Origin of the sequence: Paracoccus sanguinis, from assembly GCF_900106665.1 — a bacterium.
Lineage (GTDB): Bacteria > Pseudomonadota > Alphaproteobacteria > Rhodobacterales > Rhodobacteraceae > Paracoccus > Paracoccus panacisoli.
This window is the reverse complement of record NZ_FNNA01000003.1, coordinates 36,189-52,181: the sequence shown is the minus strand read 5'-3', so window position 1 is coordinate 52,181 and position 15,993 is coordinate 36,189. Positions and strand designations below refer to the sequence as shown.

Below are 15,993 nucleotides of genomic sequence, written 5' to 3'. Positions count from 1 at the left end.
GCCATGAGCGCACTCATCATCTTTGGCATCCTCGTCGCGCTGATGCTGACGGGCATGCCGATCTCGATCGCGCTCGGCCTCACGGTGCTGACGTTCCTCTTCACCATGACCACGGTGCCGCTCGACACCGTGGCGCTGAAGCTCTTCACCGGGATCGAGAAGTTCGAGATCATGGCGATCCCGTTCTTCATCCTCGCCGGCAACTTCCTGACCCACGGCGGCGTGGCGCGGCGGATGATCAACTTCGCCACCTCGATGGTCGGGCACTGGCACGGGGGCTTGGGGCTTGCGGGCGTGATCGCCTGTGCGCTGTTTGCGGCCGTGTCGGGCTCGTCGCCCGCGACGGTGGTGGCCATCGGCTCGGTGATCCTGCCGGCGATGGTGGCGCAGGGGTTCCCCAAGCAGTTCGGCGCGGGCGTCATCACCACTTCGGGCGCGCTCGGCATTCTGGTCCCGCCGTCGATCGTGATGGTGATGTATTCGGTCGCCACCTCGGGGATGCAGGCGGTCGGGCCGGACGGCCAGCCGGTCGACAGCGCCTCGGTGGGCGAGCTGTTCATGGCGGGCGTCATCCCCGGTCTGATGCTGGCGGGGTTCCTGGCCTTCACCACCTGGAACCGGGCGCGCCGCTTCGGCTATCCGCGGCTGCCCAAGGCCAGCTTCCGCCAGCGGTGGGATGCGTTCCGCAAGGCGATGTGGGGGCTTTTCCTCATCGTCATCGTGATCGGCGGGATCTACGCCGGCATCTTCACGCCCACCGAGGCCGCGGCCATGTCGGCGGTCTATGCCTTCGTCATCGCGGTCTTCGTCTACAAGGACATGAGCCTGCGCGACGTGCCGCGCGTCCTGCTGGCCTCCGCGAACATGAGCGCCATGCTGCTCTACATCATCACCAACGCGGTGCTGTTCAGCTTCCTGATGACCTCGGAAGGCATCCCGCAGGCGCTGGGCGAGTGGATGGTGAACGCGGGGCTCTCGTGGTGGATGTTCCTGATCGTGGTCAACATCCTGCTGCTCGCGGCCGGCAACTTCATGGAGCCGTCGTCGATCGTGCTGATCATGGCGCCGATCCTGTTCCCGGTCGCGGTGCGGCTGGGGATCGACCCGGTGCATTTCGGTATCATGATCGTCGTCAACATGGAGGTCGGGATGTGCCACCCGCCGGTGGGCCTCAACCTCTACGTCGCGAGCGGGATCACCAAGATGGGCATCACCGAGCTGACCGTGGCGGTCTGGCCGTGGCTGGTCACGATGCTGCTGTTCCTGGTGCTGGTGACCTATGTGCCCGCGCTGTCGCTGTGGCTGCCCCACGCGCTGGGGATGTAGGCCGGGCGCCACGGCCGAGACGTCTGGAGGCGGCCCCCTGCGCGGGGGCCGCTTTCTTTTTGTGCGGGCGCTTGCGGTGGGGCTTCGGGTGGGGCGCCCTAAAACCTTGCTTAGCCGCACACGTGGGGCGGTCTGTCTGAGAGTGTCGGCCGCCGGACGTTCGGACATACGGCAGCGGCGCGGGTCACGCGGCCGGTTCTGGGCTGGCGCGGTTTCTGATCCCAGCCGTCGGCGGGGGCGCGGGGTCTCGTCGCCAATCTCTGACCCGTCAAGCTCGCTGACGAGGGCTGCCAAGCGTACTAATACAGGACACGCCGAGAAGCGCAGCAGGCACGCCCCCCGCAAGGACGTCCCTGCCCTGCCCGCGGCGCAGCCTCAGATGTTGATCTGCTGCCCCAGCTCCACCACCCGGTTCGAGGGCAGGCGGTAGAAGTTCGTGGGCTCAGACGCCGAGCGATACATCCCGGCATAGAGCCGCGAGGCCCAGAGCGGCATCATGTGCGCCTTGCCCACCCGCAGCGAGCGCCGGTTCAGGAAATACGAGGTGGACATGATGTCGAAGCGGTGCCCGTGCTCGCGGGCGATGGCGAGCGCGCGGGGGACGTTCGGCTGCTCCATGTAACCGAAGCGCAGCCAGACGCGCCAGAACCGCGGCGCGATCTGCTCGATCCGCAAGCGGTCGGCCTCGGCCACCACGGGGCGGGGCGCGGTCTCGACCTTCACGATGAAGTTGCGCTCGTGCAGCACCCGGTTGTGCTTGAGGTTGTGCATGAGCGCGGGCGGCGCCAGCGCCGGGTCGGCGGTCAGGAACACCGCCGTGCCGGGCACGATCACCGGCGGGCTGTCCGACAGCTTCTTGGCCAGGAAGTCGATCTGCACCGACTCGGCCGACAGCTTCTGCTGGATCAGCTGCGTGCCCTTCATCCACACCACCATGAAGGTGATGACCACGGCCGCGAACATCAGCGGGATGTAGCCGCCGTCCGGCACCTTGAGGATGTTGGCGTAGAAGAACACCAGCTCGATGGCGAGGATCGGCAGCATGATCCCCAGCACCACCGGCCAGCGCCAGCCCCAGGCGAAGCGGAAGACGATGATGGCGAGGATCGAGGTGATCACCATGTCGCCCGTCACCGCGATCCCGTAGGCGCTCGCCAGCGCCGAGGACGACCCGAACGCCAGTACCAGCGCGCAGACCCCGATCATCAAGAGCGTGTTCACCTTGGGCATGTAGATCTGCCCGGCCTGGGTGTCCGAGGTGTGCTGGATCTCGAGCCGCGGCAGCAGACCCAGCTGCACCGCCTGCTGGCTGACCGAGAAGGCGCCCGAGATCACCGCCTGGCTGGCGATCACCGTGGCCCCGGTCGCCAGCAGCACCAGCGGCAGGGTGAACCAGCCGGGCGCCATCAGGAAGAACGGGTTGGAGGCGGTCTCGGGGTGCGCGAGCACCATCGCGCCCTGCCCGAAATAGCTGATCGTCAGCGCCGGGAACACGATGGCCAGCCACGAGACGCGCACAGGGCTGCGGCCGAAATGGCCCATGTCGGCGTAAAGCGCCTCGGCCCCGGTCACGGCGAGGAACACCGATCCCATCACCGGCAGCGCGCCGAAGCCATTGGTGGCGATGAACCCCGCCGCGCGCAGCGGGTTCAGCGCCTGCAGGATGCGCGCGTCGTCGAAGAGATGCAGCGCCCCGAGCGTCGCCATCGTCCCGAACCAGACCAGCATCACCGGGCCGAACAGGCGCGAGACCGCCTCGGTCCCGGAGCGCTGGACCCAGAACAGCACGATGACGATGAAGAGCGTCACCGGTACCACCCAGTCGCCGAAGCCCGGCACGACGAGGTCCATCCCCTCGACCGCCGACATGACCGACATGGCCGGCGTGATGATCGCATCCCCGAAGAACAGCGACACGCCGACGATGCCGATGAGATAGAGCCACCAGGCCCGCCGCCCGAGCGCGCCCTGCGCCTTGGCGACCAGCGACAGCGTGCCCCCCTCGCCGTTGTTGTCGGCGCGCAGGATGAGGGTGACGTATTTCAGCGTCACGATCAGCACCACGGTCCAGAACAGCATCGAGACGATGCCGATCACCGCGGTCTCGGCCATGTGATGCTCGTGGGCATGGACAAGCGATTCGCGCAGCGCATAGAGCGGGGATGTCCCGATGTCGCCGAAGACGACGCCGAGGCACGACAGCACCAGCGCCGGCGTGGCCTTGGCATCGACGTGGCTGCCCGGATGCTCGGGTGTCCGCAGCGCGGCCCCGGCCTCGGACGCCACGCCCTCGGGCGGCGTCGCCGCCGCGGCGGCGGGGGCCTCGGGTTCGGGGGGCTGCGGGGGGGTCGGCTGACGGGACGCTGCGCGCTGCGGGGCGGCCGGGTCGCGGGGCTCGGGCATCGATTCGCCTCTGGTCTAAAGCCGGCGCGTTCTGACCCGCGTCTGGTGACAAGACAAGAGTGCCATTCGCCTGCGCGCGCAAGTCCCGGCGTCCGGGCCACACGCCCGCCCGCGCCCGGCCCGTTTCCACCCTGCCCGCCTTGCGGGCACGCCGGTCAGACCGCCAGCAACCGCCGGTAAAGCGTCTCGAGGAACGGCCCCGCCTCGGCGTAGGGATCATGCGCGGGGCCGAGGACCGCACGCACCTGCGCCTCGAAATCCGCGTAATGCTGGGTCAGCGCCCAGACCGAGAAGATCAGGTGATGGGGATCGACCGGGGCGATGCGTCCGGCCTCGGCCCAGCCGCGGATCAGCGCCGCCCGGTCGGCGACGAGCTGCGCCAGCGGCCCCGCGATCACCGGCCCGAGCCGCGGCGCACCCTGCAGCACCTCGTTGGCAAAGAGCCGGCTTTCGCGCGGATGGCTTTGCGACAGCGCCAGCTTCTTGCGCACATAGGTCAGGATCTCGGCCTGCGGGTCGCCCCCTGGGTCGAGGTCGCGCAGCGGCGCCAGCCAGAGATCGAGCAGATCGTCCAGAAGCGCCGTGTAGATCGCCTCTTTCGAGGCAAAGTAATAGAGCAGGTTCGGCTTCGAAAGCCCCGCCGCCGCCGCGATCCGGTCGAGCGTCACGCCGGCGAAGCCCGCGGCCGCGAACTCCTCGAGCGCGGCGTCCAGGATCACGCGGCGGTTGCGGGTCTGGATGCGGCTGAGGGGCTGGTCGTGCGGCATGGCGCAGGCTCTTCCGTTGGTCGCGTCCCGCTATCGTCCCAGAGACGGGGCCGGCGTCCGGGTCGGGGTGCGGCCGGGCTGCGGCATCGCCCCCACCCGCGGCGGCTTGACTGGGTCTTGTCCCGTGCTAGCGTGATCCTGACCAACTGGTCAATTCCCGCGTGAAACCTCCAGCCAGCAAGGGTCCGCCATGGCACTTGACCACAAGCCCGCCCCGAACGACCTCAGCGCCTTCTGGATGCCGTTCACGGCCAACCGGCAGTTCAAGTCGCAGCCGCGGATGCTCGTCGCGGCACAGGACATGCACTACACGACCGCGGACGGGCGGCAGGTGCTCGACGGCACGGCCGGGCTCTGGTGCTGTAACGCCGGCCACGGGCGGCCGCAGATCACCAAGGCGATCAGCGAGATGGCCGGCACGCTCGACTATGCGCCGGCGTTCCAGATGGGCCACCCGGCGGCCTTCGAGCTGGCGAACCGGATCGTGGACATCGCACCGGACGGGATCGACCACGTCTTCTACTGCAACTCGGGCTCCGAGGCGGTCGACACGGCACTGAAGATCGCGCTCGCCTATCACCGCGCCCGCGGCGAGGGGCAGCGCACCCGGCTGATCGGGCGTGAGCGTGGTTATCACGGCGTGGGCTTCGGCGGCATCTCGGTCGGCGGCATCGTCAACAACCGCCGCTTCTTCGGCTCGCTGCTGGCCGGCGTCGACCACCTGCCCCACACCCACCTGCCCGAGAACCGCATGACCCGCGGCCAGCCCGCGCATGGCGCGCATCTGGCCGACGACCTTGAGCGCATCGTGGCGCTGCACGGGGCCGAGACCATCGCCGCCGTCATCGTCGAGCCGATGGCGGGCTCGACCGGGGTGCTAATGCCGCCGAAGGGCTATCTCGAGAAACTGCGCGAAATCACCCGCAAGCACGGCATCCTGCTGATCTTCGACGAGGTGATCACCGGGTTCGGCCGGCTCGGCTCGCCCTTCGCGGCCCAGCATTTCGGGGTCGTGCCGGACATGATCACCTGCGCCAAGGGCCTGACCAACGGGGTGATCCCGATGGGCGCGGTGCTGACCTCGGCCGCGATCCACGACGCCTTTATGCAGGGTCCCGAGCACGTCATCGAGCTGTTCCACGGCTACACCTACTCGGGCAACCCGATCGCCAGCGCGGCGGGCATCGCCACCCTCGACACCTATGCCGAGGACGGGCTGCTGACCCGCGCCGCCGACCTCGAGGCCTATTGGGAGAATGCCCTGCACGGGCTCGCCGACCACCCCCATGTCGTCGACATCCGCAACATGGGGCTGATCGGCGCAGTCGAGCTGGCGCCCATCGACGGCCAGCCGGGCAAGCGCGCCTTCGATGCCTTCCTCAAGGCCTACGAGGCCGGCATCCTGATCCGCGTGACCGGCGACATCATCGCGCTGTCGCCGCCGCTCATCATCTCGGAGGCGCAGATCGACGAGCTGATCGGCACCCTCGGCCAGGTCCTGAAGGCCGCGGCATGAGCGCGGCGGTCGGCACCCCGCTGATGGAGAACGAGCGGGTGCGCGTGACCCGCTTCGACTTCCAGCCCGGCGACGAGACGGGCTGGCACGTCCACCCCTACGAATACGTCATCACCACGCTGACCGAGTGCCACCTGCGGCTGGAACTGCCGGGCGGCGAGGTCCGCGACAGCGTGATCCCGGCGGGGCAGGCCTATACCCGCCCCGAGGGGACCGAGCACAACGTCATCAACGCCGGAACCGCGCCGATGGCCTTCATCGAGGTCGAGCTGAAGTAGCCGGCCGGCATTTGTCCCGACCGCCCCGACAGACGGGCGGCGGGCCGCGACAGGGAGACATGAGCATGACCAGCGACAGCGGGCCGGTTTCGGCCGCCAACACCCGGGTGAACGGCGAACGCCTGTGGGATTCGCTGATGGAGATGGCCGAGATCGGGCCCGGCGTCGCCGGCGGCAACAACCGCCAGACCCTGACCGATGCCGATGCCGAGGGGCGGCGGCTCTTCCAGTCGTGGTGCGAGGCGGCGGGGATGACCATGGCGCTCGACCGGATGGGCAACATGTTCATGCGGCTCGAGGGCGCGGACCCCGACGCCGACCCGGTGATGATCGGCAGCCACCTCGACACCCAGCCGACCGGCGGGCGCTTCGACGGGGTGCTGGGCGTGCTCGCGGGGCTCGAGGTCGTGCGGACCATCCGCGACATGGGCGTGACCCCGCGCCGCCCCATCGTGGTAGTGAACTGGACCAACGAAGAGGGCGCGCGGTTTGCGCCCGCCATGCTCGCCTCGGGCGTGTTCGCGGGCATCCACACCGAGGATTACGCCAACAGCCGCGTGGACGCTGCGGGCAAGCGCTTCGGCGACGAGCTCGACCGGATCGGCTGGCGGGGGGATGAGCCGGTCGGCGGGCGGCCGATCCACGCTATGTTCGAATATCACATCGAGCAGGGCCCGATCCTCGAGGCCGAGGGCCGCGAGATCGGCGTGGTGACCCACGGCCAGGGGCTCTGGTGGCTCGAGGTGACGCTGACCGGCAAGGACGCGCATACCGGCTCGACCCCCATGGCGATGCGGGTGAACGCGGGGCTGGGCATGGCGCGGATCATCGAGGCGGTGCACCGCATCGCTATGGACCACCAGCCTGCCGCGGTGGGCGCGGTGGGGCAGGCGAACGTCTGGCCGAACTCGCGCAACGTGATCCCGGGCAAGGCGGTGTTCACGGTCGATTTCCGCTCGCCCGACCTCGGCAAGCTCAACGCCATGCGGGCGCGGCTGGAGGAAGAGGCGGCGACCATCGCCGGTGATCTGGGGCTCGGAATCTCGATTGAGCCGGTCGGCCATTTCGACCCCGTCACCTTCGACCCGAAGCTGGTCGAGGTGGTCCGCGGCGCGGCCGAACGGCTGGGCTATTCGCACATGGATATCGTGTCGGGCGCCGGCCACGACGCCTGCTGGATCAACCGCGTCGCCCCCACGGTGATGATCATGTGCCCCTGCGTGGACGGGCTCTCGCACAACGAGGCCGAGGAGATCACGCCCGAATGGGCGTCGGCCGGGGCGGATGTGTTGTTGAACGCGGTGCTCGAGGTGGCGGGCAGCGCGGACTGAGCCGCCGGAGCGTGGGTTTTCCACCCCGCACCCCCGGAGGATATTTGCGTCAAGGAGAAACGGATTTGGGCAGCACGGTCATCAAGGGCGGCACCGTCGTCACCGCAGACCTCACCTATGGCGCGGATGTGCGGATCGAGGGGGGCCGCATCGCCGAGATCGGACCCAACCTCTCGGGCGACACGGTGCTCGATGCCACCGGCTGCTACGTCATGCCGGGCGGGATCGACCCGCACACGCATCTCGAGATGCCGTTCATGGGCACTTATTCGGCCGATGACTTCGACAGCGGCACCCGGGCGGCGCTGGCGGGTGGCACGACGATGGTCATCGACTTCGCCCTCCCCTCGCCCGAGCAGAGCCTGATGGACGCGCTCAAGGTCTGGGACAACAAGACCGCGCGGGCGCATTGCGACTATTCCTTCCACATGGCGATCACCGGCTGGAATGAGGGCATCCACGCCGAGATGGCCGAGGTGGTGGATCGCGGGATCACCAGCTTCAAGCACTTCATGGCCTACAAGGGCGCGCTGATGGTGAACGACGACGAGCTGTTCGCGTCGTTCCGCCGGGTGGGCGAGCTCGGCGGGATCGCCATGGTCCACGCCGAGAACGGCGACGTGGTGGCCGAGATGTGCGCGCGGCTGCTGGCCGAGGGCAACACCGGCCCCGAGGCGCACGCCTATTCCCGCCCGCCCGCGGTCGAGGGCGAGGCGACCAACCGCGCCATCATGATCGCCGACATGGCGCGGGTGCCGCTCTACGTCGTCCACGTCAGCTGCGAGGACAGCCACGAGGCAATCCGCCGCGCCCGCGCCCTCGGCCGCCGCGTCTGGGGCGAGCCGCTGATCCAGCACCTGACGCTGGACGAGAGCGAATACCTCAACCCCGACTGGGACCATGCCGCCCGCCGCGTCATGTCGCCCCCCTTCCGCGACAAGCGCCATCAGGAGTCGCTCTGGTCGGGGCTGATGTCGGGCTCGCTGTCCGCGGTGGCGACCGACCACTGCGCCTTCACCACCGAGCAGAAGCGCTTCGGCGTGGGCGACTTCACCAAGATCCCGAACGGCACCGGCGGGCTCGAGGATCGTCTGCCGATGCTCTGGACGCACGGGGTGGCGACCGGGCGGCTGACGCCGAACGAGTTCGTCGCGGTGACCTCGACCAACATCGCCAAGATCATGGGGATGTATCCGAGGAAGGGCGCGGTGCTGGTGGGCGCGGACGCCGATTTGGTCGTGCTGGACTCGAAGGCGAAGAAGACCATCTCGGCCAAATCGCAGCAATCGGCCATCGATTACAACGTGTTCGAGGGCCACGAGGTCACCGGCCTGCCCCGCTTCACGCTGACCCGCGGGCGGGTGGCGGTGACCGAGGGCAAGCTTGACGGGCGCGAAGGCTGGGGCGAGTTCGTCGCCCGCGAGCCCAAGGGCGCCGTCAACCGCGCGCTGTCCGAGTGGAAGGCGCTGAGCGCGCCGCGACCGGTCGAGCGCGCGGGCATCCCCGCGACGGGGGTGTGATGCGGGTCGCCCTCGTTACCGCCGGCGGCTCGGGCATGGGCGCGGCCTGCGCCAGGCGGCTGGCCACGGACGGGTTCGCCGTCGGCGTGCTCTCCTCCTCGGGCAAGGGCGAGGCGCTGGCGCGCGACCTCGGCGGCTTCGGCGTCACCGGCTCGAACCGCTCGACCGACGACATCGCCCGGCTGGTCGACGAAGCTCAGGCGCGTTGGGGCCGGGTCGACGTGCTGGTCAACTCGGCCGGGCACGGGCCAAGGGCGCCGGTGCTCGAGCTGACCGACGACCAGTGGCACGAGGGGATGGAGGTCTATTTCCTCAACGTCGTCCGCGCCACGCGGGCTGTGGTGCCGCTGATGGCCGCGCAGGACGGGGGCGCGATCATCAACATCTCCTCCGCCTGGGCGTTTGAACCGGCGGCGACCTTTCCGACCTCGGCGGTGTTCCGGGCGGGGCTCGCCAGCTTCGCCAAGCTCTTCGCCGACCAGCACGCGGGCCAGAACATCCGCATGAACAACGTCCTGCCCGGCTGGATCGACAGCCTGCCCGCGACCGAGGAACGCCGCGAGATGGTGCCACTCGGCCGCTACGGCACCGCCGGGGAGATCGCGGCGACCGTCGCGTTCCTCGCGTCGGAGGGGGCGGCCTACATCACCGGGCAGAACCTCCGCGTGGACGGCGGGCTGATGAGGTCGGTATGAGCACCCCCGTCATCCAGGCCCGCGACGTCAGCCTGACCTTTCCCACCGCGGACGGCCCGGTCCACGCGCTCAAGGACGTGTCGCTCGACATCGCCGCGGGCGATTTCGTCAGCTTCATCGGCCCCTCGGGCTGCGGCAAGACCACCTTCCTGCGCTGCATCGCCGGGCTCGAGACGCCGACCGGCGGCACCCTGACCGTGAACGGCATGACCCCGGACGCGGCAAGGCGCGCGCGGGCCTATGGCTATGTGTTCCAGGCGCCTGGCCTCTATCCCTGGCGCAGCATCGCCGGCAACATTTCCCTGCCGCTCGAGATCATGGGGTTTCCCCGCGCCGACCGGGCCGAGCGGGTGGCGCGGGTTCTCGACCTCGTGGACCTCAAGGGGTTTGGCGGCAAATACCCCTGGCAGCTCTCGGGCGGGATGCAGCAGCGCGCCTCGATCGCCCGCGCGCTGTCCTTCGACGCCGACATCCTGCTGATGGACGAGCCGTTCGGGGCGCTTGACGAGATCGTACGCGACCGGCTGAACGAGGCGCTGCTGGCGCTGTGGGCCAAGACCGGCAAGACGATCGGCTTCGTCACCCACTCGATCCCCGAGGCGGTCTATCTCTCGACCCGGATCGTGGTGATGAGCCCGCGGCCGGGGCGGATCGCGGACGTGATCGAAAGCCCCCTGCCCCGCGAGCGCCCGCTCGACATCCGCGACAGCGCCGCCTTCATCGACATCGCCCACCGCGTCCGCGAGGGGCTGCGCGCGGGGCACAGCTATGACTGACGCGGTGATCCGGGCCGCACGGCCCGCCGACCTGCCGGCCTGCGCGGCGATCATCAACGCCTATATCGACGCGACCGACTGGCTGCCCCGCGCCCGCCCGGCCGAGGAGATCGCGGCGATGTTCTCGCCCGATCTGCTCGAGCGGCGGCGGGTGCTGGTCGCCGAGCAGGGCGGCACGGTGGTGGGCTACGCCTCGCTCGACCCGGCGACGGCGTTTCTCGCCTCGCTCTACCTCGCCCCCGCGGCGCAGGGGCGCGGCGTCGGGCGGCAGATGCTCGACCGGATCAAGGCCGAGGCGCCGGGCGGGTTCGTGCTCAACGTCTGGCAGCCGAACACCGCCGCGCGCCGGTTCTATGAGCGCGAGGGGCTGGCCGTCGCCGGCGAGAGCGTCGATGCCGACGGGTTGCCGGTGTGGGAGATGGCGTGGCCCGGGATGTCCGCGCCGGACCTGGGGGCGCCCGCATGAGGCGCCTGCTGCCGGTGCTGACGGTCCTCGCCGTGATCACGGTGGTCTGGTACGCCGCCGCCGTGCTGATGAACGCGCCCTGGGTGCGCGACCAGGCGGCCCGCAGCGGCGAGACGGTCTCGACCTCGGCGCTGGTGCGCGAGACCCTCAGCCTCGAGCGCCCGGTCCTGCCCGCCCCCCACCAGGTCGCCGCCGGGCTCTGGGAGGGGGTCGCCGGGCAGAAGATCACCTCGCGCCGCAGTCTCGTCTGGCACGGCTGGATCACGCTGTCGGCGACGCTCGCGGGCTTTGCCATCGGCGCGGCGGCCGGGGTGCTGCTGGCGGTGGGCATCGTCCACAACCGGGCGATGGACATGTCGATCATGCCGTGGGCGGTCGCCTCGCAGACCGTGCCGATCCTCGCCATCGCGCCGATGGTGATCGTGGTGTTCGCCAGCGCCGGGGTGACGGGGCTCTTGCCCAAGGCCTTCATCGCGGCGTGGCTGTCGTTCTTTCCGGTGCTGGTGGGGATGGTGAAGGGGCTGAGGGCGCCCGACGCGATGCAGCTTGACCTGATGCGGTCGTGGAATGCGAGTGCGGGTCAGGTGCTGCGGCATCTGCGGCTGCCGGCCTCGCTGCCCTATCTCTTCGCCTCGCTCAAGGTGGCGGTGGCGGCGGCGCTGGTCGGGACCATCGTGGGGGAGCTGCCCGCGGGTGCCTCGCAGGGCCTCGGGGCGCGGCTCTTGTCGGGGAGCTACTACGGCCAGACGATCCAGATCTGGGCGGCGCTGTTTGCCGCGGCGATCCTGGCGGCCGGGCTGGTGATGCTGATCGGGCTGGTCGAGCGCCTGACGCTGACCCGCATGGGGCTGGCGCGATGAGTGCGCGCAGCGAGGCGGCGGGGGCCGGCGCGGCGCGCGGCCTGGCAGCGTGGGTGCCGCTTGGCGTGGCGCTCGCGGGCATCGCCGTGCTGTGGGCGAGCCCCGGACTTGGTACCGCGAGTCGTGCGGCGGGTCTGCTGCTGGTCTGGGTGGGTCTGTGGGGCGCCAACACGCGCCTCGCCACGCTGGAGGTCGCGCCCGCCTGGGCGCGCCTGCGCCGGTTCGCGGTGGCGGCGATCTTCGGCCTGACGCTCCTCACCCTGTGGGAGGCGGCGGTGACGGTCTTCGCCGTCCCCTCGGTCATCCTGCCCGCGCCCTCGGTGATCGGCGCCCGCTTCGTCTCGGCGCTGCCGATGATCCTGGGCGATTTGTGGCAGACGCTGATCAAGGGGGCGCTGACCGGCTGGCTGATCGGCGCCGCCGCCGCGGTCGGCACCGCCATCGCCATCGACCGCTCGCCGTTCCTGCAACGCGGGCTCTTGCCGATCGGCAATTTCGTCGCCGCCCTGCCCATCGTCGGCATCGCGCCGATCCTCGTCATGTGGTTCGGCTTCGACTGGCAGTCCAAGGCCGCCGTGGTCGTGGTCATGGTGTTCTTCCCGATCCTCGTGAACATGGTCGCGGGGCTCGCCGCCACCGACGCGCTGCAACGCGACCAGATGGCGACCTGGAGCGCGGGCTACTGGCAATCCCTCGTCAAGCTGCGGCTGCCGGCAGCGATGCCGTTCCTCTTCAACGGGTTGAAGATCACCACGACGCTTGCCCTGATCGGCGCCATCGTTGCCGAGTTCTTCGGCAGCCCGACCCGCGGGATGGGGTTCCGCATCTCGACGGCCGTGGGGCAGATGGACCTCGCGCTCGTGTGGGCCGAGATTCTGATGGCGGCCATCGCCGGGTCGCTGTTCTATGGACTCGTTGCGCTGATCGAGCGCCGGGTGACCTTCTGGCACCCCTCGCAGCGCCAGTGACCGCGTGGACGGAAGCTTGCGGGGCAACGACCCCGCGCCAACAGGAGAGGATGCGATGACCAGACTGATGACGACTGCCGCCGCCTTCGCACTGCTCGCCGGCGGGGCGTGGGCCGCCGATCCGCTGACGCTGCAGCTCAAATGGGTGACGCAGGCCCAGTTCGCCGGCTACTACGTGGCCAAGGACAAGGGATTCTACGGCGACGAGAACCTCGACGTGACCATCCGCCCCGGCGGTCCCGACATCGCGCCGACGCAGGTGCTGGCCGGCGGCGGGGCCGACGTGACGGTCGAGTGGATGCCGGCCGCGCTGGCCGCGCGCGAGAAGGGGCTGCCGATCGTCAACATCGCCCAGCCGTTCAAGGCGTCGGGGATGATGCTGACCTGCCTCAAGGAAAGCGGCATCACCGACCCCAAGACCGACTTCAAGGGCAAGACGCTGGGCGTCTGGTTCTTCGGCAACGAGTTCCCGTTCCTGTCGTGGATGAACCACCTCGGGCTCAAGACCGACGGCGGCCCCGAAGGCGTGACGGTGCTCAAGCAGGGCTTCAACGTCGACCCGCTGCTGCAGAAGCAGGCGGCCTGCATCTCGACCATGACCTACAACGAATACGGCCAGGTGCTGGATGCGGGGCTGAAGCCCGAGGATCTCGTGACCTTCAAGTACGAGGATCAGGGCGTGGCCACGCTCGAGGACGGGCTCTACACGCTCGAGGACAAGCTCAAGGACCCGGCGATGGAGGACAAGCTGGTCCGCTTCGTCCGGGCCAGCATGAAGGGCTGGAAATACGCCGAAGAGCACCCCGAGGAAGCCGCGCAGATCGTGCTCGACAACGACGAGACCGGCGCGCAGACCGAGGCTCATCAGGTCCGCATGATGCAGGAGGTCGCCAAGCTGACCGCCGGCTCGAACGGGGCGCTCGACCCCGCCGACGCCGAGCGGACGGTCGAGACGCTGCTCTCCGGCGGCTCTGACCCGGTGATCTCGAAGAAGCCCGAGGGGGCGTGGACGAGCGTCATTACCGACAAGGCGCTGAAGTAACGCCGGCGCGGCGGGTCCGGCCGGTTCCCGCAGAGGTTCGACACTTCGAAAGGGCGCTGCGGTGGCAGCGCCCTTTGCCGTGCCGGCCGTCACCGCGACACCCGCAGGCAGCCGCGCCCGTCCCGCTTGGCGGCGTAGAGCGCCTCGTCCGCCGCGGCCTCGAGTGCGGTCCAGTCGAGGGTGGGGCAGTCACGCGACAGCACCGCCCCGACGCTCGCGGACAGGGACTGGACGGTGCCGCCGATCGGCACCGGACGGGTGATCGCCGCGCAGATCCGCGCCCCCAACGCCTCGAGCTGGCGCGCGTCGGCGAGGCCGGGGATCAGCAGCACGAACTCGTCGCCGCCGGTGCGCGCGATGGTGTCCTCGTCGCGCGTCACGACGCGAAGCCGCTGCGCGACGGCGCGCAGCATCGCATCGCCCGCGGCGTGGCCCATGCTGTCGTTCAGCGCCTTGAAGCGATCGAGGTCGAGCACCAGCACCGCGAACTGCCGCTCGGGGTCCGCCACCGCAGCACGGCGCAGCGCCTCGAACGCCAGCTCGAGCCCGCGACGGTTCGAGAGCCCGGTGAGCGGGTCGGTGAAGGCCTCGGCCTCGGCCTTGCTGCGCGCCTCTTCCAGCCGCAGGTTGGCGCGGGTCAGCTCGTCGGTCATGACGTTGTTGGCTTCGGTGAGGAACAGCACCTCCATGACCAGCTCGGACGGGGCGAAGTCGCGGTCGGTGAGACCGAAGCGGCGGATCGCCTCGACCACGCCGATGCCGAAGCCGAGGTTTAGCAGCGTCCCCCCCTGCCCGTCCGGGACCGCCTGCCCCCTAAGCATGATCCCGTCATCCCCGAGCAGCCGCAGGAACACCCGTCCCGTGGCCCCGGCCCCGGCGAGCCCCTCGGGCCCGGCGGGTTCGAAGGCGGCGTCGAAATCTGCGGCCTCGCCGATCAGGTGGCGCAGCGTGGTCCCCGCCGAGAGGATGCGGCGATTGGCGTCGAGATGCAGGTGCATCGGCATCAGCCGCAGGGCGGTCATGCTTACCGTGTCAACCCCGCCACTCATCCCAGCCCCACCATCGGATCGCTGAGCGAGAACGGCCGCCCCTCGCTGAAATCGGTGAGCGGCACCGAGACCGACAGCCCCTCGGGCCGCACCGAGATCACCGCCAGCACCCCGTAATCGTCGGCCATGGCATGGAGGATGCCGCTCAGGACATGCGGCCACACCCCGTCCCCCTCGATCGCCACGCACCAGCCGTGCGCGGCGGCCCGGACCCGGATGCGGGGCAGCTCGAACCCCCTGACCACCATGGTGATCCGGTCGCCCATCTCGGGCAGGACCGTCATGAACCCGGCGAAATCCGGTGCCGCAAAGCGAAGGAGGCGGCGAATCGTCGGGATGCGCGCGACCCAGGCGCCGATGTCCTCGGCCAGGTCACCCTCGCTGCGGGACAGTCGCCGGGCGAGTTCGGCGATCAGCGTGCGCGTGGTGGCGTCACCATAGACGCGCATGACGACGAAGCCGCGGGGATCGACCCCCGCCGCGGCCGCCGCACCCGCCCACATCCCGTCGCCATAGGTGCTGCGCGTGAATTCCTCGATCGCCCGATTAACCAGCCCGTGCATTGCTCACCCTTCCGCTCGGCCGAACCATAGCCGCGCAGGGGTTAAGGCCGGGTAAAGATCAGCCGACTGCCCCCGCCTCGAGCGCCGCGCGGGCATAGGCGACGCGCGCCGCCGGCCAGCCGCTCGCCTCGGCAAAGCCGATGAGCCGCAAGTCGTCCCCACAGATGAAGTCGAGCAGCGCCGCCGCGAGATCCTCGGGCGTGCGCGCCGCGAGCCGCCGCAGGTCGCCCGGCGCAAGGCCCGTCTCGGCGGACAGCGCCCCGACCAGGTCGGGTGAGGTCGCGAGATGCGCGAGCAGGTCCTGGGTCAGCTGGTCGAGGGTCGCGCGGGGGATCATGGCGGCAGATCTAGCGATGGTGCGAGCCGCGGCGCAAGCACGAGCGCGTGAGCGGCGCGGGCGCAAACCATTTGTTAATCTTTCTAAGGGAGTGTG

At 69.8% G+C, this 15,993-nt stretch carries 16 protein-coding genes; 11 read left to right on the top strand and 5 right to left on the bottom strand.

What is annotated here, in order from left to right; translation table 11 throughout:
• Positions 1–3 precede the first annotated feature (3 nt).
• Entirely contained in the window at positions 4–1,326 is a 1,323-nt protein-coding gene (locus BLW17_RS11520) for a TRAP transporter large permease (protein WP_036733561.1), read from the top strand.
• Positions 1,327–1,701: 375 nt separating this feature from the next.
• Here BLW17_RS11520 and BLW17_RS11515 read toward each other — a convergent pair whose 3' ends face one another.
• Both BLW17_RS11515 and BLW17_RS11510 read right to left on the bottom strand, forming a co-directional pair.
• A complete protein-coding gene (locus tag BLW17_RS11515; RefSeq protein ID WP_083388367.1) occupies positions 1,702–3,729 on the bottom strand; it encodes a potassium transporter Kup in 2,028 nt (675 codons plus the stop codon).
• Between the two features lie 155 nt (positions 3,730–3,884).
• Complete coding sequence (locus tag BLW17_RS11510) at positions 3,885–4,496, bottom strand: TetR family transcriptional regulator C-terminal domain-containing protein (RefSeq protein ID WP_074826669.1); 612 nt, start codon at positions 4,494–4,496, stop codon at positions 3,885–3,887.
• A gap of 190 nt (positions 4,497–4,686) precedes the next feature.
• Here BLW17_RS11510 and aptA point away from each other — a divergent pair, with 190 nt between their 5' ends.
• From aptA to BLW17_RS11460, 10 genes are all read left to right on the top strand, one after another.
• The gene (gene aptA / locus BLW17_RS11505) at positions 4,687–6,012 is read left to right on the top strand and encodes an omega-aminotransferase AptA (protein ID WP_036731833.1); all 1,326 of its coding nucleotides are present in this window, start codon (positions 4,687–4,689) and stop codon (positions 6,010–6,012) included.
• Positions 6,009–6,290, top strand: a complete 282-nt coding sequence (locus BLW17_RS11500) for a cupin domain-containing protein (protein WP_036731830.1) — start codon at positions 6,009–6,011, stop codon at positions 6,288–6,290. Before aptA ends, BLW17_RS11500 begins: the two co-directional genes overlap by 4 nt.
• A gap of 65 nt (positions 6,291–6,355) precedes the next feature.
• Positions 6,356–7,621 (top strand): Zn-dependent hydrolase, encoded by a 1,266-nt coding sequence (locus tag BLW17_RS11495; RefSeq protein ID WP_036731854.1) that lies wholly within the window; start codon positions 6,356–6,358, stop codon positions 7,619–7,621.
• Positions 7,622–7,686: 65 nt separating this feature from the next.
• On the top strand, positions 7,687–9,141 hold the full coding sequence (gene hydA, locus BLW17_RS11490; RefSeq protein ID WP_036731827.1) for a dihydropyrimidinase: 1,455 nt from the start codon (positions 7,687–7,689) through the stop codon (positions 9,139–9,141).
• Positions 9,141–9,836 carry an SDR family oxidoreductase gene (locus BLW17_RS11485; protein WP_036731824.1) on the top strand — a complete coding sequence of 232 codons (696 nt, stop codon included), beginning with the start codon at positions 9,141–9,143 and terminating at the stop codon, positions 9,834–9,836. Before hydA ends, BLW17_RS11485 begins: the two co-directional genes overlap by 1 nt.
• The gene (locus BLW17_RS11480) at positions 9,833–10,612 is read left to right on the top strand and encodes an ABC transporter ATP-binding protein (protein WP_036700293.1); all 780 of its coding nucleotides are present in this window, start codon (positions 9,833–9,835) and stop codon (positions 10,610–10,612) included. Before BLW17_RS11485 ends, BLW17_RS11480 begins: the two co-directional genes overlap by 4 nt.
• The gene (locus tag BLW17_RS11475; RefSeq protein WP_052176242.1) at positions 10,605–11,078 is read left to right on the top strand and encodes a GNAT family N-acetyltransferase; all 474 of its coding nucleotides are present in this window, start codon (positions 10,605–10,607) and stop codon (positions 11,076–11,078) included. Before BLW17_RS11480 ends, BLW17_RS11475 begins: the two co-directional genes overlap by 8 nt.
• On the top strand, positions 11,075–11,938 hold the full coding sequence (locus BLW17_RS11470) for an ABC transporter permease (RefSeq protein WP_036700290.1): 864 nt from the start codon (positions 11,075–11,077) through the stop codon (positions 11,936–11,938). The genes BLW17_RS11475 and BLW17_RS11470 overlap by 4 nt, the downstream gene beginning before the upstream one ends.
• A complete protein-coding gene (locus tag BLW17_RS11465; RefSeq protein WP_081969075.1) occupies positions 11,935–12,906 on the top strand; it encodes an ABC transporter permease in 972 nt (323 codons plus the stop codon). Before BLW17_RS11470 ends, BLW17_RS11465 begins: the two co-directional genes overlap by 4 nt.
• A gap of 55 nt (positions 12,907–12,961) precedes the next feature.
• Positions 12,962–13,948, top strand: coding sequence for an ABC transporter substrate-binding protein (locus tag BLW17_RS11460; RefSeq protein ID WP_036707234.1), 987 nt, complete (start codon positions 12,962–12,964; stop codon positions 13,946–13,948).
• A gap of 89 nt (positions 13,949–14,037) precedes the next feature.
• On the opposite strand, the gene BLW17_RS18825 is transcribed toward BLW17_RS11460, so the two are convergent.
• The 3 genes from BLW17_RS18825 to BLW17_RS11445 are packed head-to-tail and all read right to left on the bottom strand — an operon-like array spanning position 14,038 to position 15,897.
• Positions 14,038–14,970: a GGDEF domain-containing protein gene (locus tag BLW17_RS18825; protein WP_036707237.1), complete on the bottom strand. Its 933-nt coding sequence runs from the start codon at positions 14,968–14,970 to the stop codon at positions 14,038–14,040.
• A 23-nt stretch (positions 14,971–14,993) separates the two neighbouring features.
• Positions 14,994–15,560, bottom strand: a complete 567-nt coding sequence (locus tag BLW17_RS11450) for a heme NO-binding domain-containing protein (RefSeq protein ID WP_036700283.1) — start codon at positions 15,558–15,560, stop codon at positions 14,994–14,996.
• Between the two features lie 58 nt (positions 15,561–15,618).
• Positions 15,619–15,897: a DUF3572 family protein gene (locus BLW17_RS11445; protein WP_036731821.1), complete on the bottom strand. Its 279-nt coding sequence runs from the start codon at positions 15,895–15,897 to the stop codon at positions 15,619–15,621.
• Between the last annotated feature and the right edge of the window lie 96 nt (positions 15,898–15,993).